The 20,342-nt window shown below is 59.5% G+C and carries 19 protein-coding genes; 13 read left to right on the top strand and 6 right to left on the bottom strand.

The window, feature by feature from the left end:
• Positions 1-6: 6 nt before the first annotated feature.
• Complete coding sequence (locus tag ACZRN6_RS08390; protein ID WP_464007690.1) at positions 7-1,290, bottom strand: arsenic transporter; 1,284 nt, start codon at positions 1,288-1,290, stop codon at positions 7-9.
• Positions 1,291-1,308: 18 nt separating this feature from the next.
• Positions 1,309-1,665: a metalloregulator ArsR/SmtB family transcription factor gene (locus ACZRN6_RS08385; RefSeq protein WP_322145354.1), complete on the bottom strand. Its 357-nt coding sequence runs from the start codon at positions 1,663-1,665 to the stop codon at positions 1,309-1,311.
• Between the two features lie 177 nt (positions 1,666-1,842).
• Here ACZRN6_RS08385 and ACZRN6_RS08380 point away from each other — a divergent pair, with 177 nt between their 5' ends.
• The 4 genes from ACZRN6_RS08380 (at position 1,843) to ACZRN6_RS08365 (ending at position 5,690) form a co-directional block, all read left to right on the top strand.
• Positions 1,843-2,058 (top strand): hypothetical protein, encoded by a 216-nt coding sequence (locus tag ACZRN6_RS08380; protein ID WP_322145353.1) that lies wholly within the window; start codon positions 1,843-1,845, stop codon positions 2,056-2,058.
• 108 nt (positions 2,059-2,166) lie between these two features.
• Positions 2,167-4,581 (top strand): dermonecrotic toxin domain-containing protein, encoded by a 2,415-nt coding sequence (locus ACZRN6_RS08375; protein WP_464007689.1) that lies wholly within the window; start codon positions 2,167-2,169, stop codon positions 4,579-4,581.
• Positions 4,582-4,686: 105 nt separating this feature from the next.
• A complete protein-coding gene (locus tag ACZRN6_RS08370) occupies positions 4,687-5,379 on the top strand; it encodes an AzlC family ABC transporter permease (protein WP_464007688.1) in 693 nt (230 codons plus the stop codon).
• Positions 5,379-5,690, top strand: a complete 312-nt coding sequence (locus ACZRN6_RS08365; protein WP_010171433.1) for an AzlD domain-containing protein — start codon at positions 5,379-5,381, stop codon at positions 5,688-5,690. The genes ACZRN6_RS08370 and ACZRN6_RS08365 overlap by 1 nt, the downstream gene beginning before the upstream one ends.
• A 123-nt stretch (positions 5,691-5,813) precedes the next feature.
• On the opposite strand, the gene ACZRN6_RS08360 is transcribed toward ACZRN6_RS08365, so the two are convergent.
• Positions 5,814-6,074: a hypothetical protein gene (locus tag ACZRN6_RS08360; protein WP_088426677.1), complete on the bottom strand. Its 261-nt coding sequence runs from the start codon at positions 6,072-6,074 to the stop codon at positions 5,814-5,816.
• 108 nt (positions 6,075-6,182) lie between these two features.
• Here ACZRN6_RS08360 and ACZRN6_RS08355 point away from each other — a divergent pair, with 108 nt between their 5' ends.
• Positions 6,183-6,536, top strand: coding sequence for a hypothetical protein (locus ACZRN6_RS08355; RefSeq protein WP_464007687.1), 354 nt, complete (start codon positions 6,183-6,185; stop codon positions 6,534-6,536).
• A gap of 138 nt (positions 6,537-6,674) precedes the next feature.
• Here ACZRN6_RS08355 and ACZRN6_RS08350 read toward each other — a convergent pair whose 3' ends face one another.
• The 3 genes from ACZRN6_RS08350 to ACZRN6_RS08340 form a co-directional block, all read right to left on the bottom strand.
• Positions 6,675-7,379, bottom strand: a complete 705-nt coding sequence (locus tag ACZRN6_RS08350; RefSeq protein WP_322145348.1) for a YoaK family protein — start codon at positions 7,377-7,379, stop codon at positions 6,675-6,677.
• Between the two features lie 82 nt (positions 7,380-7,461).
• The gene (locus ACZRN6_RS08345; RefSeq protein ID WP_464007686.1) at positions 7,462-9,096 is read right to left on the bottom strand and encodes an ABC-F family ATP-binding cassette domain-containing protein; all 1,635 of its coding nucleotides are present in this window, start codon (positions 9,094-9,096) and stop codon (positions 7,462-7,464) included.
• Positions 9,097-9,240: 144 nt separating this feature from the next.
• Positions 9,241-10,269, bottom strand: a complete 1,029-nt coding sequence (locus ACZRN6_RS08340; RefSeq protein WP_322145346.1) for a DNA topoisomerase IB — start codon at positions 10,267-10,269, stop codon at positions 9,241-9,243.
• A 463-nt stretch (positions 10,270-10,732) separates the two neighbouring features.
• Between ACZRN6_RS08340 and tssB the strand changes: the two genes are divergently transcribed.
• The 8 genes from tssB to ACZRN6_RS08300 form a co-directional block, all read left to right on the top strand.
• Entirely contained in the window at positions 10,733-11,236 is a 504-nt protein-coding gene (gene tssB / locus ACZRN6_RS08335) for a type VI secretion system contractile sheath small subunit (protein WP_464007685.1), read from the top strand.
• A gap of 35 nt (positions 11,237-11,271) precedes the next feature.
• Positions 11,272-12,813, top strand: a complete 1,542-nt coding sequence (gene tssC / locus ACZRN6_RS08330; RefSeq protein ID WP_464007684.1) for a type VI secretion system contractile sheath large subunit — start codon at positions 11,272-11,274, stop codon at positions 12,811-12,813.
• Positions 12,814-12,837: 24 nt separating this feature from the next.
• Complete coding sequence (tssK, locus tag ACZRN6_RS08325) at positions 12,838-14,193, top strand: type VI secretion system baseplate subunit TssK (protein WP_464007683.1); 1,356 nt, start codon at positions 12,838-12,840, stop codon at positions 14,191-14,193.
• Complete coding sequence (gene tssL / locus ACZRN6_RS08320) at positions 14,190-14,870, top strand: type VI secretion system protein TssL, short form (protein ID WP_464007682.1); 681 nt, start codon at positions 14,190-14,192, stop codon at positions 14,868-14,870. The genes tssK and tssL overlap by 4 nt, the downstream gene beginning before the upstream one ends.
• 7 nt (positions 14,871-14,877) lie before the next feature.
• A complete protein-coding gene (locus ACZRN6_RS08315; protein ID WP_464007681.1) occupies positions 14,878-16,605 on the top strand; it encodes an OmpA family protein in 1,728 nt (575 codons plus the stop codon).
• Between the two features lie 13 nt (positions 16,606-16,618).
• Positions 16,619-17,110, top strand: coding sequence for an Hcp family type VI secretion system effector (locus ACZRN6_RS08310; protein ID WP_177048981.1), 492 nt, complete (start codon positions 16,619-16,621; stop codon positions 17,108-17,110).
• 143 nt (positions 17,111-17,253) lie between these two features.
• Complete coding sequence (tssH, locus tag ACZRN6_RS08305; RefSeq protein WP_464007680.1) at positions 17,254-19,911, top strand: type VI secretion system ATPase TssH; 2,658 nt, start codon at positions 17,254-17,256, stop codon at positions 19,909-19,911.
• A partial coding sequence (locus ACZRN6_RS08300; protein WP_464007679.1) for a contractile injection system protein, VgrG/Pvc8 family occupies positions 19,905-20,342 on the top strand: 438 nt, incomplete at its 3' end. The genes tssH and ACZRN6_RS08300, both read left to right, overlap by 7 nt.

The raw sequence follows: 20,342 nt of genomic DNA, 5'->3' as shown, positions 1-20,342 counted from the left end.
ACTCCATCAGAAACTCAGGCGCAGGGCGAGGGCGGCGAGGGTGATCAGCAGCACCGGCAAGGTCAGCACAATGCCCACCTTGAAGTAGTAACCCCAAGTGATGGTGATGCCTTTGCGCGCCAGGATGTGCAGCCAGAGCAAGGTAGCCAGGCTGCCGATAGGAGTGATTTTTGGGCCGAGGTCGCTGCCGATCACGTTGGCGTAGATCATCGCGTCCTTGACCAGGCCCACCGCGTGGCTGGCCTCGATGGAGAGCGCACCGATCAGCACGGTTGGCAGGTTGTTCATCGCCGAAGACAGCAGCGCGGTGAGTACACCGGTGCCCAGCGCCGCGCCCCACACGCCATAGCTGGCGAAGGTATCGAGCCAGGTCGCGAGGTAGTTGGTCAGCCCGGCGTTACGCAGGCCGTAGACCACCAGATACATGCCCAGGGAGAAGATTACGATTTGCCACGGTGCTTCCTTCAGCACCTTGCGCGTGGAAATCCTGTGGCCCTTGGCGGCGATCACCAGCAGCAAGGTGGCGCAGGCAGCGGAAATCGCACTGATGGGAATGCCCAGCGGTTCCAGGGCAAAGCAACCCACCAGCAGGATGCCCAGCACCCACCATCCGGCGCGGAACGTCGCCCGGTCATGGATCGCACTGGCAGGGTCGTCGAGGTCTGCCGGGTCATAGGTTTGGGGGATGTCGCGACGGAAAAACCACAGCAATACCGCAAGTGTGGCGGCTACGCTTACCAGGTTCACCGGCACCATCACGGCGGCGTATTCGTTGAAGCCGATCTTGAAGTAGTCGGCAGACACGATGTTGACCAGGTTGGAGACCACCAGCGGCAGGCTCGCGGTGTCGGCGATAAACCCGGCGCCCATGACGAACGCCAGGGTCGCGGCCGGTGAAAAACGCAACGCCAACAGCATCGACATCACGATGGGTGTGAGAATCAACGCTGCGCCATCGTTGGCGAACAGCGCCGACACCAGCGCACCCAGCAGCACCATATACGCGAACAATCGCCGGCCGCGCCCATGGCCCCAGCGCGCCACATGCAACGCGGCCCAGGCAAAAAAGCCCGCCTCATCCAGCAGTAGGCTAATGATGATCAGCGCGACGAACGTCAAGGTGGCGTTCCAGATGATGTGCCACACCACCGGAATGTCGGCCAGGCTGATAACCCCAAGGGCCAACGCCAGGATCGCGCCCAGCGTGGCGCTCCAGCCGACGCCCAGGCCCTTGGGCTGCCAGATGACCAGGATGATGGTGAACAAAAAAATAGCAACGGCAACAAGCATAAGAAGCTCTCCGCAGGGTCAGCAGCAGGCGCTGGCCCGTTGTGGGCGGTCGCCCATGGTGTCCAGGCGCTGGGCGTCGGTTTTCAACCAGGCCTGGTTGGCTTGCAGCGTGGTGTCGAGCACCGCCGTCACCCATTCGGGCAAGGCCGGGTTGAGGCGGTAGTAAATCCACTGGCCCTGGCGACGGTCCAGCAGCAACCCGCAACTGCGCAGTTGCGCCAGGTGGCGGGAGATTTTCGGTTGGCTGTCGTCCAGAGCATGGATCAGCTCACACACGCAAAGTTCGCCTTCGCGCAGGATCAACAGCGCGAGGCGCGCGCGGGTGGCATCGGCCAGGCATTTGAAAACATTGGGCGGGGAAAAAAGATCTGACATGGTCAGCGCCTCTGAATATGCGGAAATCCGAATATACGGATAACCATATGTATTGGTCAAATCCTGTTTCGATTGATCTGCGTCAACGGCCCAACAATCGACGACAAGTGGTTGAAATTAAACTGAAACACAAATGTCCTAAAGTGCCCGCCCATTGGTGATGAAGGAAGAAAACGTGTGACCCGTGCCACTCGCAACCTGCGCAAGACCCTTGATTCCGTCGCGGACAATAACGAAACCGCGGCCTTTGACCTGATGCGCGCCGTCGAAAAACTCAGCGACGAAGTGCTGCGCCAGCGTCTGCTCAATACCATCCACCGGCTCAACCAGGACGCCCACGAACTGCGCGAAGCCCGGGAGGCGGTGGAGCGGGTGTCGGTGAAACTGGCCTGAATAAGGGCGCGTTTGCGAAAACATCCAGATACGGGGCTACAGGAACTGAAGCAGCACAAAATACCAACTGACGTGTGGTTTATATCCATACGTTAGAGAGGATTTTGTATGCCGCTAACAGGTCCTATCCCTGAACTGCGTTACGTAACGCTTGATATGAGCTCGAAAATAGATGCTTCGCGCACCATGTCCCCGCCTGTTTCTGCTGGGGTGCCAGCCAATGGCGCGCAAACAGCCACAGCAAGCATTCCAGGCGCCCTGGTTTCACGTCCGATCCAGGTCAAGCCCGCCGTCAAGGCCTATATAGAGAGCATGACGGATAAGTTTTTGACCCCGGGGCGAAACTCCGCAACCATCATTGCAGCGGCGATCAAGAATAAGTTTGGGCTGAGTATAAATCCGGACACAGCGCGCCTTGCGACGTTTACCTACGACATTGACCACGCCAAACCGCCCGGTGGCCGGATGCTTAATAACCAGTCATTAACCAATGCGGCGCTGCAGAATGTGCGCAGTATGAATACTGAAGATAAACTTTCAGCCGCCAAGCCAACCGTCGCTACGACGCTTCTTGCCGTGCTGGATAAGGTTTCGCCGCTGGCCTGGACGCTTCATCACATTGATGCAGACTATCGTTTGAGAGACGCCCACGAGTACATATTTAACGTGCCTGACCCCGATGCCCCGGGCGCTTATGAACCTTCAAACAGACTCGCGCTCAAGCCTGCCGATTTCCGGAGCCTGGTATGGGAAACGGCGTTGAGCGCGCCTTACAAAAGCTACCTGGACAAATTCTGGCCAGCCCACGAGGAGAGCTACACCCAGCTGAGTAAACTGGGTTTTTCGGTGGCTGCACAGAACCAGTTCAAAGAGGGCAGCTTGAGCAACCATGAACTGACCATGGCCCTGCAAGCCGCTGGCCTGGGCAATGAAAAGCGCCTGGAGGACGTTACCCTCGAGGATCTCAAGGCACCTTATTCCAAGGATCCCAATCTTGAGACGGGCTTGCTGTCTATCGACGGCGCACCCTCCACTGACTTGATTTATGTGACTGAAAAAAGCCCCCGGTTGAACGCCAGGGGCAAGAAAATTCATCACACACTGCTGTACATCCCGGGTAACGCTTCGCCCATCCATCGCTTTGATAGTGTCGGCCAGATGAAGACCTGGTTGGCCGACCAAGCGGCGGATGCGAATAAACGTGCGGTGCTTGCCACCCATTTTTCCAAAAATGACCAAGACAACAGGGTCTTTTCCGATGGCGTGAACCAGGCGCTCACGGGGCTGGGTGGTTGGACGGAGTCGCGAAGGCCCAACTCATGGGGATTTACCTCGCCGAATGCCTGGGACCCGCAACGCTACATCACCACCGAAGCTGTAACGGGTGACCCCTTTCACACCATGACCCAGCGGCAAAAAACGCGCTCTTATGCGGATGCCAATCATGAAATCGTCACTGACGGTGATGTGACCAAGTCCCGGGTGATCAATGTGGCGGAGGCAGCTGCGACGGCAGCCCTGATGCTGACGCCGTTGGCGATGGTCATCCCGGAGGTGGCGCTCGGGGTGGACGCGGTCTATCTGGCGGCGGGTGTCGCGGAAACAGCCGTAGGTGTTGACGATGCAATACACGGAAAATCGGCGGCATCTGACCGGATCGTATTTGGCCTGCTGAATGCTGCGCCGGTGCTGGTGCACGGCGTGCCAGGGTTGGGAAAAAGCCCCACAGCACTTGAGGCCGCCAAGTCGCAAGCGACAAAGCCTGGCCTTTCTTCAGCGCCTGCTTCGATTGAGTTTTACAAAGTCCTCGACAGCGAGGAAGGCGTTCGCGAAGCGCAGGTGATTGAGCTGGGGCCGAACCACCAGGCGCGCAGCGGTACCAAACGCAGCACAATGGAGGGCGCAGAAAGCGGCGCCACGTCCAAGGTTCCCAGGCTGGATACAGATGCCAGGGACCTGACAAAAATCAATGATCTGTTGTTCACCTTTGTCGACACGTATAACGGCCAGGAACGGCTCAATATTGTTGCCCATGGCCAATTGCAGGAGACCGGGGCAGGCGAGGCCGTGGCCGACATGTCTTATAACAACATGCGGTATAACTCCGATGAGTTGCTGGACATGCTCTGGGATAACAACGTCCAGACAGATCAGTACGCCAATATACGGTTATTGATGTGTAATTCGGGGACGGGCGGTGAAGCGTCATTTGCGGCGCAGTTCCAGAAAGAAGTGAATGTTCCGGTTAAAGCGTATGTAGGCAAAGTTAATGTAGACCTCAATATCAATGAGCTGGTATCGCTTTTTGATCCCGAAGTTCGCAAGCTCGGTGTTGTACAGCTTGAAGGGGTGCTTCCACACGCACGGCGGCACCGCGTAGCTAAACAAAACCCTTACTCGGCGGACCCCGCCGGCGAGGACTATAAGCACTACTTGGCGTACAACTACCAACCCGTCCACTTTCCTCCTCGGTCGGAAAACCCCAAGCTCCGTTCGGTAATGCCCTCGATGCCTGCACTTTAGGCACCCGCTTATTCTGCGGTGAAGGCCATGCCAGCACGATCATTCAAGACAACGCCTGAACGCGCTGGCATGCTTGTCGACTGACCGTCGATGAGCCTGTTATGTATGCCTAACGCTCTGCCCCTGAACGCCTTTTCCCGTGGCGCGATTGCCATCATTCCGTTGTCCCTGGCCTGTGCGCCCTGGGGGCTGCTGGCCGGTTCCACTGCAATCGATGCACAATTGAGCCCGCTGCAAGCCCAGGGGTTGTCGACCATCGTGTTTGCCGGTGCTGCGCAACTGGTGGCCATCGGCATGGTCAAGAGCGGCGCGAGCCTGATCTCCATCTTGCTGACCACCTTGCTGCTGACCTCCCAGCATTTGCTCTATGGGATGCACATGCGCCCCACGCTGTCGCCGCTCAAGGCCCGCTGGCGCATGAGCCTGGGCTTCCTGTTGACCGACGAGTTCTTTGCCCTGGTCAGCCAGTATGACCGCCAGACCTTCAACCGCTGGTACGCCCTGGGCGTCGGCCTGACCTTCTATATCATCTGGAACGTGTTCACCTTCGCGGGCATCGTGCTCGGTAAAAGCATTCCCGGGCTGGACCAGTTGGGCCTGGAGTTCTCGATTGCCGCGACCTTCATCGCCCTGATCACCCCCGTGGTACGCGACGTGCCCACCATCGTTTGTGTTGCCGTGTCGTTGCTGTGCTCGGTGTGCCTGAGCTACCTGCACTGGGAGTCGGCGGTGGTGGTGTCCGGGGTACTGGGGATGAGCGCCGGGTTTGCCTGCAAGCGTCTGGGAGTAGGGCAGTGATGATCTTCGTGATGATTTTTGGCATGGGCCTTATCGTGTTTCTCAACCGCTACCTGTTTATCGAGCCACGCTTGCCGGTACGCCTCAATCGCGGGGCGCGGGAGTTCCTGGGGTTTGCCGTGCCGGGAATGCTCACCGCTATCTGCGGCCCGATCATTTTCCTCGCCGACCACACACTCAACCTGAGCGTGAGCAACCCCTACCTGCTGGCCGGGATAAGCGCGGTGGCGCTGATGTTCTGGACCCGCAGCGTGCTGATCACCGTGCTGTTGAGCATGGCGCTGTTCTATTTGTTTCGCTGGCTGCTCTGAAAAGCCGACAAAAAAAAGCCCGCGGGAGGGCGGGCTAGAAGGGAGACTTCTTAAAAATGAGCCTGGCGACTATAGGCGGTGGGGTTTCCCTTCACAGTGAAACAAAGTTCATGAATTTGTCAGCTATTCGGCAACTGGAGCGGCAGGTTTCTTGTTGGCCTTCGCCTCGGCTGCCAGGCATTCCAGGGCAAACTGCTCGGTGTAGGTCATCTGGATGGGGGTGCTTTCGCCCTTGACGGTGCGCTCGCCATCGAGGATGTAGCGGATGCGCTTGTCGGTCACGCCGATGCGTTTGGCGATCCACGAAGGCGTCTGGCCGATGCGGCTGATCAGCTTGTCGGCGTAGTCGGTGGAGGGGTTGTAGCGCTCGGCGTTGGGTGTCATGGGGTTTCCGGTTAAAAGCGGGTTTGTAAGTAGGCGCAGGGTGACGCAATAATCATTCGGTGTCGCCTGCTAATGGTACAGTCGCGTTTTTTCCAAGGAAGCTACGGTATGCGGATGGTGGTAATTGGCGCTCTGGTACTGGCATCGCTGGCCGGTTGCGCGGGTTCGAAGATGAAAGAGGCGCGTACCGGTACGCCCTACAAAACCCTGGCCTCGGACAAGGCTCCGCTGGTCGTTGCCCAATGCGTGCAGTTCGGCTGGCAGGACGAAGCGGTGTTTGGCGTGGATGCCGGTGGCTTCATCGAGCCTGCACAGGCCGGTGGTTTTACCATCTACACCACGGCCGGCGATTACTTTGTCGATGTGCGCAGTGCGGGCGCCGGCGCCACCGCCAACTATTACGCCGCCCAGGATGACTACCCGGCCAAGCGCCGTCTCGCCGTGCTGGCTACCTGCTTGTAAGGCAATACGTTAGTTTTTTTCAGAAATGCCCTGCGGACAGCCCGGGAGCATTGTTTTATCATGCACCCGCTCGCCCGGCGTGATGGCTCTTTACCAGTACACGGACGTCGAGGCCAGAACGTCGGGCGGGCAGCTTTTTCAGCGTGGCATGTACCCCAGGTGCCAGCGCCGCGGAATTTTCAGCGATACCAGCCCCAACAGTGCCGACAGCACACCGCTGACCAGCAGCGCACGAATCCCCATATGATGTTCCAGCAGGGCACCGATCACTGCCCCGGCAAACATCCCGCCCCAGGGGATCAGTTGCACGCGCCAGCCATTGCGCTGTTCGCCCAGCATCCAGCGGCCCAGCCCGCGACCAAAACGTGACAACGCCCCGGTGACGTAGGTCAGCCCCACCGGTAATCCGTTCACCTCTTCGACGGCGGCATTGAGCATGCCCATGGCAATGATCGCTGCCAGCAGCGCGGGCAACTGGTCGGCAAACGGCCAGGCGGCTGCCCCGCACAGCAGGGTGGCGATGCACAGCAACAACGGCAAGGCGTGGCGCCGGCTGATGCGGCTGACCATCACCCCCAACGCGTTACCGGCGACAAACGTGGCCACCAACAGGGTTAATCGACCGGTCAGGCCCAGGTCGCCTTCGCTGATCGCCACGGCGAGGCGCGTCGTGTTGCCGCTCATGAACGAGACAAAATCCCCGCTGGCCATGAAGCCGATAGCATCGGTCATTCCCGCCAGCACCGAAAGGCTGGCCACCAGCATCAACCCGACACGCCCGCGCCATTTGTGGCGATGTAGCAAGGCGGCGTTGGTGTAGGGCTTCAAGGATGATGGCAGCATGGGGCCGGGTTCCTCGGTGAGATTGTCCGGCCACTACCGTAGGGCGCTTTGCATCCGGCTGCAATGACCTGGCGCATGCCGATCACTCAGGCTCCAGACGCCAGCCCTCTGTATGCCATGTGAGGGTGTGGGTGGGCCTGAGTGCGGCGAGAGACGCCGCATCGTGGGACACCGCGATCATCGCCCCAGTAAATCCCTGCAATGCTTGCTCAAAGGCGATCACCGATTGCATGTCTAGATGATTGGTCGGTTCGTCCAACAGCAACAACTGCGCCGGCGTTTTGCGCCACAGGGCAATCGCCATGGCGGCCTTCAGGCGTTCGCCGCCGCTTAACCGCGCCACGGGTTGTGTGACTCGCCAGGCGTCCAGTTGCAACAAGGCCAGGCGCATACGCAGCTCACCCTCGGCCAGTGGGGTATCGAGCAGGTTGAGCTGGTCAAAAATCGAGTGCTGGTCGTTCATCAGCGCCAGGTGCTGGTCGATATAGGCCGTTGTCACATGCACGGTGCAGTCGCCGCTGACTGGCTGCAACTGACCTGCCAGCAGCTTGAGCAAGGTGGATTTGCCGCAACCGTTCGGCCCTTGCACCGCCACCCGCATCGGGCCCACAAGCGTGGCACTTAAGAAGGTGCTGGGCAGGTGCGGATCCAACCAGGGCAATTGTGCATGCGCCAGGGTCAATACCTGTCGACCGCAGGGCAGCGCAGTGCCGGGTAATGCCAGCAACGTCGGGGTTTCATCCACCACCTGCGCGTAGGCATTGCGCACGCGCTCATCCAGCTCGGCCTTATAGTGCTGGTGCGTGCCGTGCACGGTGCCGGTGATTTCGGTGGCGGCGCCTTTCCAGCGTGCCTTGGTGAAGCGGTCGACATTCGCTGTTTCGGCATGTTTGCGCGAACGGGCGGCATGGCGCTGAGTGTCATCATTGCTGTGTTTCAGGCGCTTGCGTTCACGGCTGCGCTCCAGGCGTGCGTATTCGAGGGTGGCCTGGGCGGCGTGTTGTTCGGTTTCACGCTGGGCTTTGAACGCTTCATAGTTACCGCCGTAGACCTTGGCGCCCAAGGGCGACAACTCGATGATCCGCTGCATGCGGTTGAGTAGCTGGCGGTCATGGCTGACCACTATCAACCCGCCGCGCCAATCACCCAGGATACCCAGCAGCCAGGCGCGGCCTTGGTGGTCGAGGTGATTGGTGGGCTCATCGAGAATCAGCAAATGTGGGTTGGCCAGCAGCGCACCGATCACCGCCAGGCGCGCCAATTGGCCGCCACTCAACTGATCCGCGTGGTCGTCGAAGCCGACCTCAGGCAAGCCAGCCGCGTCCAATGCCTTGCGCAGGCGCCCGGCCAGATCCCAGCGGTCATCTATCAATTCCAGGTCGGCGGCGTGGGCGTCACCACGGGACAGGCGTTCCAGGGCGGCCAGTACCTCAGCGGCCCCAGTGGTTTGCGCGACCGTTTGGCCGGGAAAAAGGCTCAAGGCCTGCGGGACGTACGCCAATCTGGCGCAGGTCTCAAGCGTGCCGGAAGACGGCACTTGCCTGCCGGCGATCAATTGCGCGAGCACGCTTTTGCCCGCGCCATTACGCCCCACAATCCCGGTGGGCGTGCGGTCGAAAGACAGGTTCAGGTCGTCCAGCAAGGTTTCGCCATTGGCGAACTGGAAACATACATGTTGCAGGGAAGCGAATACGGGCAGCCGTTTGACGTCAGTCATCAGCACCTCCAAAACAATGTGGCACAAGCCAACAAGCGCGCCAGGCGGCTCGTTGCGTTTACATGTTGGAAGGCTTAGTGGTTCACGTCAGCGGTCATCCCGGGATCAGAAAGGACGGGCAGGGTAACGCATTTTGAATTTTTCCTACAAGCGCTCGGCCAGTTGCTCCAGAAACATCGCCAGGCCGACTTCCTCGGTTTTCAAGCCCTTGCGCACCCGTGGCTTGGGCAGTTTCGCCAGCTCGCCCAGGCTGAAATGCTCCAGCACCGCCGGGTGGATATAGCACTTGCGGCATACCGCCGGGGTGTTGCCCAACTGCTTGGCGACGTTCTTGACCATCTCCACCACATGCTTCTTGGCGTCGGACTCCGGCTGCCACTCAAGCTCGCGCAATACCGCCAGCGCCAAGGCACTGCCGGCCCAGGTGCGGTAATCCTTGGCGGTAAAATCCGCGCCGGTCAGGGTATGCAGGTAGGCATTCACATCGGTCGAGCTGACCGTATGCCGCTCGCCATTCTCGTCCAGGTACTGGAACAGGTTCTGCCCCGGCAGCTCCAGGCAGCGCTTGATCACCGAGGCCAGGCGGCGGTCCTTGACGGTGATCTGATGTTCGATGCCACTCTTGCCGCGAAACTGGAACAGGATCTCGCTGCCCTTGATGTCCACATGGCGAGTACGCAGGGTCGTCAGGCCGTAGGACCGATTGTCCCGCGCGTATTGAGTGTTGCCGACGCGGATCAGCGTGGCATCGAGCAGCAGCACCACGGTGGCCAGGACCTTTTCCCGATTGAACCCTGGTGCGGCGAGCTGCGCTTCCAGTTGCTTGCGTAACTTGGGCAACGCGCTGCCGAACTGTTGCAACCGGGAGTATTTGTCGGTGTCACGCACCTCGCGCCAGCGTGGGTGGTAGCGGTACTGCTTGCGCCCTCGAGCATCGCGCCCGGTGGCCTGCAGATGGCCGCGCGGGTCGGCGCAGATCCACACATCGGTGTAGGCGGGCGGCACCGCAAGGGCGTTGATGCGTTTGATTTCGTCGGCATCAGTGATGCGCGTGCCATCGGCCTTGAAGTACTGGAATTTACCCCGCAACTTTTTTCGCGAGAGGCCAGGCTGGGTGTCGTCGACGTAATGCAGGTCGCGGGGCAGGTCGGCAAGCAACGCAGGATCGGGCATGGCAAAAATTCCTTGGCAGGTATTTGTGATTGACCGCAGGGGGGGGCGGTCGTGCCAATGGATTTAGCGTCAATATTTCAATCGATGGTTCGACGCACAAAGCCTGCGATTGGCCTCGATCAGGGTGCTGAACATCACAGCTGACCTCGGGCCTCGCCGGAAACCACCTCGCTGATCAGCAGGACGCCTTATCTATTTGCATAAAAGTTGAATGTAGGAAAGTTCCCAAGTACATCGGTGAAAGTTCCCTGACGTCATGTTGGGGCTGGTAAACAACATTTGAAATAATTCATTCTAGTAGTGATGGAACTGAATGCGATTCATGAAAACGCTTCATGATTTCTAAAAAGGAATTTATGTACTCCGTTGGTCGGCCGTTTATCGAATCAACAGGATGTGTAAATTCCAGTCTTGATTTTGCGCCAGCACTGACTGTCGCTAAGTTGTCTGGAAGGGAGAGGTTATGGCTACAAATAGTTTTCAGAACGAGGTGCCCAAGGCCCGCGTCAATATCAAGCTTGACCTGCATACTGGCGGCGCTCAAAAGAAGGTCGAGTTACCGCTGAAACTCATGGTGATGGGTGACTATAGCAATTGCAAAGAGCAACGCTCGCTTTCTGAGCGCGGCAAGGTCGACATTAATAAAAACAACTTTGACAGCGTATTGGGTGAGTTCTCGCCTAGTCTGAAGTTCGCAGTCGATGACACCTTGTCCGACGATGCGTCCGACACGTACGTCGAGCTGAACTTCCAGAGCATCAAAGATTTTGAACCTGAGCAGGTTGCCCGCCAGATCCCGCAGCTGCGAGCCCTGCTAGCGATGCGCAATCTGCTGCGCGACCTCAAGTCCAATCTCCTGGATAACGCCACCTTTCGTCATGAGCTGGAACGCATTTTAAAGGATGACGCACTGAGCGACGAGCTGCGAGCTGAATTGGCTGCCCTGGCCCCCCAAGAAGATCGTTAATTGTCCTCGTCTCTTAAATAAGGAAGTTACACATCATGTCTCTAGAGCAATCATCCCAAGATCCGTTGCTGGCTAATACCTATCATGCGGGCAGCAATCAAAGCGTTTATGGAAACTTGTTCGCGAAAATCAACCTTAACCCGGTGACGGAGTTGGGTGGAATTGAGGCCTTTCAAAATCCGGAAGCTTTGTCCGAAGCCTCTACAGATGAGCGGGTCACGGCGGCCGTTAGTGTGTTCCTTGGTTTGCTCAAGCAGTCTTCGCATAAAGTGGAGCGCCTGGATAAAGTGCTGCTGGACGAACACATTGCCTCCCTGGATGCTCAAATCAGCCGCCAACTGGACGCGGTGATGCACCACCCTGATTTTCAACGCGTAGAGTCAACTTGGCGTGGCGTGAAGTCGCTGATAGATCAGACCGATTTTCGCCAGAATGTGCGCATCGAATTGCTGGATATCAGCAAGGATCACCTGGTACAAGACTTCGAGGATTCGCCCGAAATCGCTCAAAGCGGCCTGTATTTGCACACCTACACCCAGGAGTACGACACCCCTGGTGGGGAGCCGATTGCGGCAGCCATTTCGAACTATGAATTCAGCCGCAGCCCACAGGATATTGCCCTTTTACGCAATATTTCCAAAGTGGCCGCAGCAGCCCACATGCCGTTTATTGGCTCGGTTGGGCCGGCTTTTTTTGGCAAGAGTTCGATGGAAGAGGTCGCCGCCATCATGGATATCGGCAATTACTTTGATCGTGCCGAGTACATTAAGTGGAAGGCGTTCCGCGAGAGCGACGACTCCCGTTATATCGGCTTGCTGATGCCCCGGGTATTGGGGCGCCTGCCTTATGGTCCGGATACCGTGCCGGTCCGCAGCTTCAATTACATTGAAAGCGTGAAGGGCCCCGACCACGAAAAATACCTGTGGACCAACGCTTCGTTCGCCTTCGCCGCAAACATGGTGAAAAGTTTTATCACCAATGGTTGGTGCGTGCAGATCCGCGGCCCGCAATCGGGTGGCGCGGTGACTGAACTGCCGATTCACCTGTACGACCTGGGCACTGGTAATCAGGTAAAAATCCCTTCTGAAGTGATGATCCCGGAAACCCGCGAGTTCGAATTCGCCAATCTCGGTTTCATCCCGCTGTCGTACTACAAAAATCGCGACTACGCGTGTTTCTTCTCGGCGAACTCGGCGCAAAAACCGGCGTTGTATGACACCGCTGATGCAACCGCCAACAGCCGAATCAATGCGCGCCTGCCTTACATCTTCCTGCTGTCGCGTATCGCCCACTACCTGAAGCTGATCCAGCGCGAAAACATCGGGACGACCAAGGACCGGCGTTTACTGGAGCTGGAGCTGAACAAGTGGGTGGGCGGGCTCGTCACCGAAATGACCGATCCGGGTGATGACCTGCAAGCCTCCCACCCGCTGCGCGACGCCAAGGTGACGGTAGAAGACATCGACGATAACCCCGGCTTCTTCCGCGTCAAGCTGTACGCGATACCGCACTTCCAGGTTGAAGGCATGGACGTCAATTTGTCGCTGGTTTCGCAGATGCCCAAGGCAAAAGCCTGAGCCACCTCACAGGGAAATGATGTGATGAAGATCGACCGCCCCCTGTGGGCTGCGGGGGCGTTGCTGTCTCCGCAACAATTCCAGCAGCAAGCACGCTGGGAAGCGTGGACCAATGAGCAATTGGCCCATCTGTCGCTGGTGAACCCCTGGGGCGTCCTGGGGGTTGCGTTCGACGTGGAAGCGTTGCGCCTGGGTAAGCTGAAGGCAACCCTGCTGCCTGTGCGTATGCCGGATGGCACGTTGATAGACAGCAGCCAGGTGGATCGGCTGCCTCCGGCCCTGGAGTTAACCCAGCTACTTTCCGACGATGCTCGCAGCGCTACGCTGTTGTTGGCTTTGCCGTTGGAGCAAGGGAATGGCAACAACTGTTTGTTCGAAGGCAGCAAAGCTGATCGACCGACTCGTTATCGCCAGGATTGGCGACAAGTGCAGGACGTCTACGCAGACGAGGTTCAATCCATCGGTGTGCTGGAGAACGTGCTGACCCTGCGCCTGGCTGACGATGTAAATGCCGATTACCTGACGTGTCCGGTCGCACGCCTGGTGCGTGACGGGCGGGGCGCCTGGAATATCGATCCCGATTACGTACCTCCACTGCTGAGTTTCGCCGCCCACCCAGGGCTGCTGAACCAACTGGATAACCTGTTGACCCAGTTGGCAGCCAAACGCCAGCGGCTGATGGGCATGCGACGCGAGAGCAACCAGCGTATGGCAGATTTTGCCGTGGCCGATGTGTCGCTGTTTTGGTTGCTCAATGCTTTGAATACCTATCAGCCGGTACTGGCCGACCTCAAGGCAAACCCTGCAAGGCACCCTGAGCAGGTGTACCTGGAGCTGGTCAAGTTGGCCGGCAGTCTGCTGACGTTCTCCCTTGAACACGATATCGACAAGATCCCCGCCTACCGGCATGAAGCACTGGAAAGCATATTTCCTCCGTTGATGCGCACCATCTCCACCTTGCTCGAAGCCAGCCTACCCTCACGAGTCATTACCCTCGTACTGGAGGGGGGCGGCGCGAACCGCTGGCAAGTCACGCTCAACGATGCGCGCCTGCGTGAGCCCGGCGGTGCAGACTTTTACCTCTCGGTGCGTTGCCGTATGCCCGCGGCACAACTGCAAAGCCAGTTCCCACGGCTGTGCAAAGTGGGGACGCCAGACGAGGTTGATCGCCTGGTCAATGCCGCTCTTGACGGTGTTCCGTTGCAGCCCCTGAGTCACGTACCGGCAGCCATTCCCCTACGCCTGGAAAACCAGTACTTCGCCCTCGATCTTGGCAGCGCCGAGGGCCAATCGATGCTGGCTGGTGGGACGTGTGCCTTGTACGTACCCAGCACCTTCCTGGACATCCACCTTGAACTGTTTGCGGTACTGCGCGCATGAACCTGAACGTCTTGAAAAAACCCACCTGCACTGCGCATGACCTCGACGCGCTGTTGCAAGACACTTACCTGTTGGTCGTAGCGTTGCGCCAAGGTGCTTCGCTGCAACACAGCCCCAACTTGCCTGAACGTAGCGCAAAGCAGGTCGAGCAGCTTCGACAGCGCCTCAAGGACGCCGGTGTTGGTGCGCGCAGCATCGAGCTGATTAGCTACGCCCAGTGTGCCTTGCTGGATGAGACCGCTCTTGGCTATGCCAAGGACCAGGCCCATGACAAATGGGCCAGTGAACCCTTGCAGGCAAAGTTCTTCAATCGTCACCAGGCGGGCGAGTTTCTATATGAAGACATAGGCGAAGCCCTTCGTCAGCCTGCGCCTGATGTGCTGGTGCTGACGGCCTTCCAGCGGGTACTGATGCTCGGCTTTCAGGGACGGTACCGCGAGGTAAATGATCCTGAGCGCCAACGACTGCTCGCTGCCCTGAATGCACAGGCCAGCCCTATGCAACTTGATCATGCATTGACCTCGCACGGCGTCGCACACCGCGCACATCAATTGTGTTGGGTGCGTTCGGCGCTGGTCCACGTGATGGCGGCCAGCTCGTTGCTGGCTGGTGCCTGGTGGGGGCTGGACTATTGGCTGGGCGGTTTGGTCGCCATGCTTGTACCCGTGCAGGTGTGAGGGCGTGATGACACTCAAGCAAACACACGGCCTGTTGTTATGGGCCGGAGCGCTGGCCCTGGCCCTGTTGCTGGTCATACCGTTGGCTGGCTGGGTATGTGCGGTGGGCGTTTTTGCCGTTGTGGCGCTGGTCATCTGGGCTTGGGTCCGTACGGGGAAACATTTCGCACAGCACGGTCGGCAACGGACGTTGGCTGGCGATGCGGCCTTGCCACCTGCGGGCTACCGCAAGCCTGTGGTGTTGGTTTGCGGCGATGGGTTGGCAGGGCTGTTTGGCGTAGTGCCTTCGCAGCAATTGACCCTGCGCACCGCCCCACAGGGCTGTTATGTATGTGTGCCAGCCCTTGATCAACTCGAGGCGGTGGCCACCAGCATCCAGGCCCGGCGCCCGGACTTGGCCGGGCAACTGAGCGTAATGTTCGTCGCTAACCCCTCGGAGCACACAGACCCGGCAGCGTTGGCCGGGCGGGTGCGTGCTTTGCGTCATCAAATCGCACTGGTGCGCAAGCGCGGTGTGGCGCTGCCGCTGATGCTGGTGAGCTATGTGCAAGCCGCCGCAGGCGAGGGTGCCTGGTTCAGTTGGGAGTCGGCTCAAGCTAGCCCTTGCGTACGTGAGGACGGCGCTTGCATCAGCCTGTCCGACTGGCAGCGAAACGCCCGCGACAACGCAACCTGCGCCCTGCGCCTGTGCAGCGGCGTACAGATAAGCAGCGCGGCGGCGTGGCTTGAAGAAACACTGCTACCGCACCTGGAGACCCGTAACACCCGGCATCCAGTGGCTTGCGCAATCACCCTGGTACCGGCATTGCCCCAAGCCGTGGTGGGCAACCTGTGGCAACAACGGTTGCATGCCAGGACCGGGTTGAGTGATGCCGGCCAACCGCAGGTGGGTTCCAGTCCATCCTTGCCGTTTCCTGACCCGTTGCTGGATGTGCTGCCGCTGCAAAGCCGCCGCTCCCCGCGCCTTTGGGCCAGCGTAGCGGCGGTGTGGATGTTCGCGATAACCGGCGTCGTGGCATTGGCCAGTTCGGCTTGGCAGAACAACCTGCTGCTGCGTCAAGTCAGTGATGACCTGCGGCGTTACACCTCTGTTCCTTTGGCCGAACGTCGCGACCAACCTCAATACGTGCTGCGAGAGGACGCGGTGGCAGTGCTGCGCCAGGTTGGCATGCGCCTCGACAGCTACTACCGGGAGGGCGCACCGCTGGCGTTGGGCTTGGGTTTGTATCGCGGCGAGCGGCTACGCCTGCCGTTGCTGGCGACCATCGCAGATCACCGGCAACTGCCTGACGCCGCAATGCCCACCGGCCTTGCCACTCAAGTGCGGCTGAACAGCCTGTCGCTTTTCGGCACCGGGAGTGCCGAACTCAAACCGGGCTCGACCAAGGTACTGATCAACGCGCTCGTCACCATCAAGGCCCAGCCGGGCTGGCTGATCGTCATCGCCGGGCACACCGACGTTACGGGCAGCCCTGTGCAGAACCTCGAGCTGTCCCGCGCTCGTGCGGCTTCGGTACGAGACTGGATGCAACGCATGGGCGACATCCCGCACAGCTGCTTCGCCGTTCAAGGCTTTGGCGCCAACCAGCCAATAGCCAGCAATGACTCCGAAGATGGGCGTACTGCCAATCGTCGCGTCGATATCCGCCTGGTGCCTCAAGTGGGGGCCTGTGAGGCGCCCGCTGCGGGGCCAGGCAGGACACCCTCTGTCGCATCCAGCGACATACAACCCTGAAAAGGAGCTTCACATGGCAATTCCCGTTTACCTCTGGCTGCAAGATGACGGCGGTGCAGAAATCAAAGGGTCTGTGGACGTACAAAAGCGTGAAGGCAGCATCGAGGTGATTGCGCAGGACCACAGCCTGTACATCCCAACCGACAACAACACCGGCAAGCTGACGGGTACCCGGGTTCACACCCCATTCCTGTTTTCCAAGGAAATCGATGCCTCCAGCCCTTACCTGTACAAGGCGGTGACCACCGGGCAAACGCTCAAGAGTGCCGAGTTCAAATGGTTTCGCATCGATGATGCGGGCCAGGAAGTCGAGTACTTCATCACCAAACTGGAGAACGTCAAGGTCGTGAAAGTCGCGCCGAAAATGCACGACGTCAAAGACCCGAGCAAGGAAAAGCACAACCACCTAGAACAGATCGAGCTGCGCTACGAGAAGGTCACCTGGACCTACAAAGACGGCAACATCATCCACTCCGATTCCTGGAACGAACGCCAAAGCGCCTGATGCAAAAGCACCGGCAGGCACCTGTGTGCCTGCCGGTTGGCGGTGTGCAGGGTTGAGCGTCCGTTCGCGGGCGCTCAGCCAAATACATCGCGCCGCAAGTTCCTTTGACAGCACGCCGATAACCCAGAACAGGGATGTACCCGATGGCCCAGAACTCTACTCGTTTGCTTCGCCGCCTCAACCCCTATTGCGCCCAGGCACTGAGCGCAGCGGCAACCTTGTGCCAGAGCCGCGCCCATGGGCTGGTCAGCATCGAGCATTGGCTGCTCAAGTTGCTGGAGCAGGGCGAGGGCGACCTTACCCTTATTGCTCGTCGCTACGACTGGGACATGGACGCACTCTGGCGCGGCTTGCTCGACCACCTCGACACGCTGGCGCGCAGCGTGCAAGGCAAGCCCCAGCTGTGCGGCAAGCTGCAGCAACTGATCAAGAATGCCTGGTTGCAAGCCTCCCTGGATGGCAACAACGAAACCCTGCGTTCGGCCCACCTGCTCGGCGCGTTACTGGAGACGCCCAGCCTGCTCGCCTGTGACGCCGCATGGCCGCTGATCAGCATCAGCGATACCCAGTTACAGCAGTTGTTTGTGCTGCTTGACCAGCACTCGGAAGAGCGCCCGCAAGTGCAGCGCGTAGCCGAGCGAGGCGGTATCGAAGTACCCGTCGTATCCGGCCCCGACACGTCGGACGTCTTGAAACTCATCCTGGATAAATTTACTCACGACGTTACCGCCAAGGCCCGGGCAGGCCAGATCGACCCGGTGTTTGGCCGTGACGATGAGATTCGCCAAGTCATCGACATTCTCAGTCGACGACGCAAGAACAACCCGATTCTGGTGGGTGAACCCGGAGTAGGTAAAACTGCTCTGGTTGAAGGTCTCGCTTTGCGTATCGTCGAGGGCAACGTCCCCGACAGCCTCAAGCGCGTCAGTGTGCGCATTCTGGACCTGGGCTTGTTGCAAGCGGGTGCAGGGGTAAAAGGCGAATTTGAGCAACGCCTTAAAAACGTCATCAATGCCGTGCAGCAATCACCCGACCCGGTGCTGCTGTTTATCGATGAAGCACATACCCTGATTGGCGCCGGTAACCAGGCCGGTGGCGCAGACGCCGCCAATCTACTCAAACCGGCCTTGGCGCGTGGCGAACTACGCACGATTGCCGCCACCACGTGGAGCGAATACAAACAGTACTTCGAGCGCGATGCCGCTTTGGAACGACGCTTCCAGATGGTCAAGGTCGACGAGCCCGACGACGCCAACGCCAGCCTGATGCTGCGCGGCCTCAAAGGCCGCTACGCCAGCCACCACGGCGTGCACATTCAGGACGCGGCGGTACTGGCAGCGGTCACGCTCTCGCGGCGCTATCTTACCGGGCGACAACTGCCGGACAAAGCCATCGACCTGCTCGACACCGCCAGTGCCCGGGTCCGCATGAGCCTCGACTGCGAGCCGCAGGCGTTGGTGCGTCTCAAGGCGCGCAAAACCGCCATGGAGCTGGAGCGCCAGGCTCTGGAAGAAGACCAGCAACTGAGCGGCGGCCCGGCAAACGAGCGCCTGGCGATCATCGCGACGCAACGCGCCGACCTGAACCGCCAGCAAGTCGAGCTTGAGGCGCAATACCGCCACGAACTCGACCTCACCCAAAAGTTGCGCGATGCCCGCCAGGCCCAACCTGCGCAAGCATCCATTTGCCTGCAACTGCAGCAGCAACTGAGCACTGCCCAGGGCAACCAGCCCTTGCTGTCCCTTGACGTCGACGCCCGCAGCGTAGCCGAAGTCATCGCTGACTGGACGGGTGTGCCCTTGGGCAGTCTGCTCAAGGACGAGCAAGCCAACCTGTTGGAGCTGGAATACCAACTGGGTGCGCAAGTGATCGGCCAAGACCCTGCGCTCGGTGCCTTGGCCCAACGCCTGCGCGCCGCCAAGACCGGCCTTACGGATGAAAAAGCGCCGCTCGGCGTGTTCCTGCTGGTGGGTAGCAGCGGCGTCGGTAAAACCGAAACCGCCCTGGCCCTGGCCGATAAGCTGTTTGGTGGTGAAAAATCGCTGATCACCATCAACCTTTCGGAGTACCAGGAAGCCCACACCGTCAGCCAGCTTAAAGGCTCGCCTCCCGGCTATGTCGGGTACGGTCAGGGCGGCGTGCTCACCGAAGCGGTGCGCCAGCGCCCCTACAGTGTGGTGTTGCTTGACGAAGTGGAGAAGGCGCACCGCGACGTGCTCAACCTGTTTTACCAAGTATTCGACCGAGGCTGCATGCGCGACGGCGAAGGGCGAGAGATCGACTTTCGCAACACCGTGATTCTCATGACCTCCAACCTTGGCAGCGATGAACTGCAAGCGTGCCTGCAAGAGTTCCCCGGTGCGCCGGACAGCAACTTGCACGAGTTGCTGCGCCCGATCCTGCGGGAACACTTTCAGCCGGCCCTGCTGGCCCGTTTCCAGACGTTGATCTATCGCCCGCTGCAAGCCGATGCGCTGCAGCGCATTGTCACGATCAAGCTTGCCCAAGTGGCCATGCGCTTAAAGCGCCACTACGGGCTGGATTGCGAGATCGACGCCGCCCTCAGCGAGGCACTGGTTGCGGCGTGTCTGCTGCCCGACACCGGCGCGCGCAACATCGACAGCCTGCTCAACCAGCAGGTCCTGCCGGTACTCAGCCAACAGCTGCTGCAACGTCAGGCCGCCCGGCAAAAAACTCGCAGCGTGACGCTCGGCTATAGCGATGAGGAGGGCGTTGTCCTGCAGTTTATCGATGCCCAAGGCTCGGCCTCCGCCGTTGCGATGGAGGCTCAAACATGCTGAATGAACTGCGAACTTTCTTCGACCACAGCCGCCACAAACTCACCGTTCGCGATGTGGATGCTGTGCTCGACGTTCTTGCCTTCGAGGGCACCGAAGGCCTGAGCGAACTGTTCAGCTACCGCGTGGAGTTCACCTGCCTCGACGGTGACATCGCCGCTGAAACAATGCTCGGTCAAAACGCCACGTTCAGCTTGTACGGCGCACCGCACAAACCGCCGATGCGCCGCTACATCCCGCCGGTTACCGGCCCATTGCGCACGCTGCATGGCGTGGTCACCGGCTTCAAACGCCTGTCGGGTTCTGCTGATGAAGCCCGCTACGAAATCACCCTGGAACCGCACTTTGCCCTGCTGCGTCACGGCCGACAGTTTCGCATCTACCAACACCAGACAGTCCCGCAAATTGTCGAAAGCATCCTGCGCAGCCGCCAC

The organism is Pseudomonas sp. A125 (assembly GCF_055409485.1).
This window is presented reverse-complemented; position numbering and strand designations above follow the sequence as displayed.

What these genes read in the sequence shown, in the direction of transcription:
- ACZRN6_RS08370 (WP_464007688.1), top strand. Translation starts at nt 4,687, where the DNA reads ATGCCTAACGCTCTGCCCCTGAACGCCTTTTCCCGTGGCGCGATTGCC.
- ACZRN6_RS08385 (WP_322145354.1), bottom strand. Translation starts at nt 1,665, where the DNA reads ATGTCAGATCTTTTTTCCCCGCCCAATGTTTTCAAATGCCTGGCCGAT.
- ACZRN6_RS08345 (WP_464007686.1), bottom strand. Translation starts at nt 9,096, where the DNA reads ATGACTGACGTCAAACGGCTGCCCGTATTCGCTTCCCTGCAACATGTA.
- tssL (WP_464007682.1), top strand. Translation starts at nt 14,190, where the DNA reads ATGAACCTGAACGTCTTGAAAAAACCCACCTGCACTGCGCATGACCTC.
- ACZRN6_RS08365 (WP_010171433.1), top strand. Translation starts at nt 5,379, where the DNA reads ATGATCTTCGTGATGATTTTTGGCATGGGCCTTATCGTGTTTCTCAAC.
- tssH (WP_464007680.1), top strand. Translation starts at nt 17,254, where the DNA reads ATGGCCCAGAACTCTACTCGTTTGCTTCGCCGCCTCAACCCCTATTGC.
- ACZRN6_RS08310 (WP_177048981.1), top strand. Translation starts at nt 16,619, where the DNA reads ATGGCAATTCCCGTTTACCTCTGGCTGCAAGATGACGGCGGTGCAGAA.
- ACZRN6_RS08315 (WP_464007681.1), top strand. Translation starts at nt 14,878, where the DNA reads ATGACACTCAAGCAAACACACGGCCTGTTGTTATGGGCCGGAGCGCTG.
- tssB (WP_464007685.1), top strand. Translation starts at nt 10,733, where the DNA reads ATGGCTACAAATAGTTTTCAGAACGAGGTGCCCAAGGCCCGCGTCAAT.
- ACZRN6_RS08375 (WP_464007689.1), top strand. Translation starts at nt 2,167, where the DNA reads ATGCCGCTAACAGGTCCTATCCCTGAACTGCGTTACGTAACGCTTGAT.
- ACZRN6_RS08360 (WP_088426677.1), bottom strand. Translation starts at nt 6,074, where the DNA reads ATGACACCCAACGCCGAGCGCTACAACCCCTCCACCGACTACGCCGAC.
- tssK (WP_464007683.1), top strand. Translation starts at nt 12,838, where the DNA reads ATGAAGATCGACCGCCCCCTGTGGGCTGCGGGGGCGTTGCTGTCTCCG.
- ACZRN6_RS08355 (WP_464007687.1), top strand. Translation starts at nt 6,183, where the DNA reads ATGCGGATGGTGGTAATTGGCGCTCTGGTACTGGCATCGCTGGCCGGT.
- ACZRN6_RS08340 (WP_322145346.1), bottom strand. Translation starts at nt 10,269, where the DNA reads ATGCCCGATCCTGCGTTGCTTGCCGACCTGCCCCGCGACCTGCATTAC.
- ACZRN6_RS08350 (WP_322145348.1), bottom strand. Translation starts at nt 7,379, where the DNA reads ATGCTGCCATCATCCTTGAAGCCCTACACCAACGCCGCCTTGCTACAT.
- ACZRN6_RS08390 (WP_464007690.1), bottom strand. Translation starts at nt 1,290, where the DNA reads ATGCTTGTTGCCGTTGCTATTTTTTTGTTCACCATCATCCTGGTCATC.
- tssC (WP_464007684.1), top strand. Translation starts at nt 11,272, where the DNA reads ATGTCTCTAGAGCAATCATCCCAAGATCCGTTGCTGGCTAATACCTAT.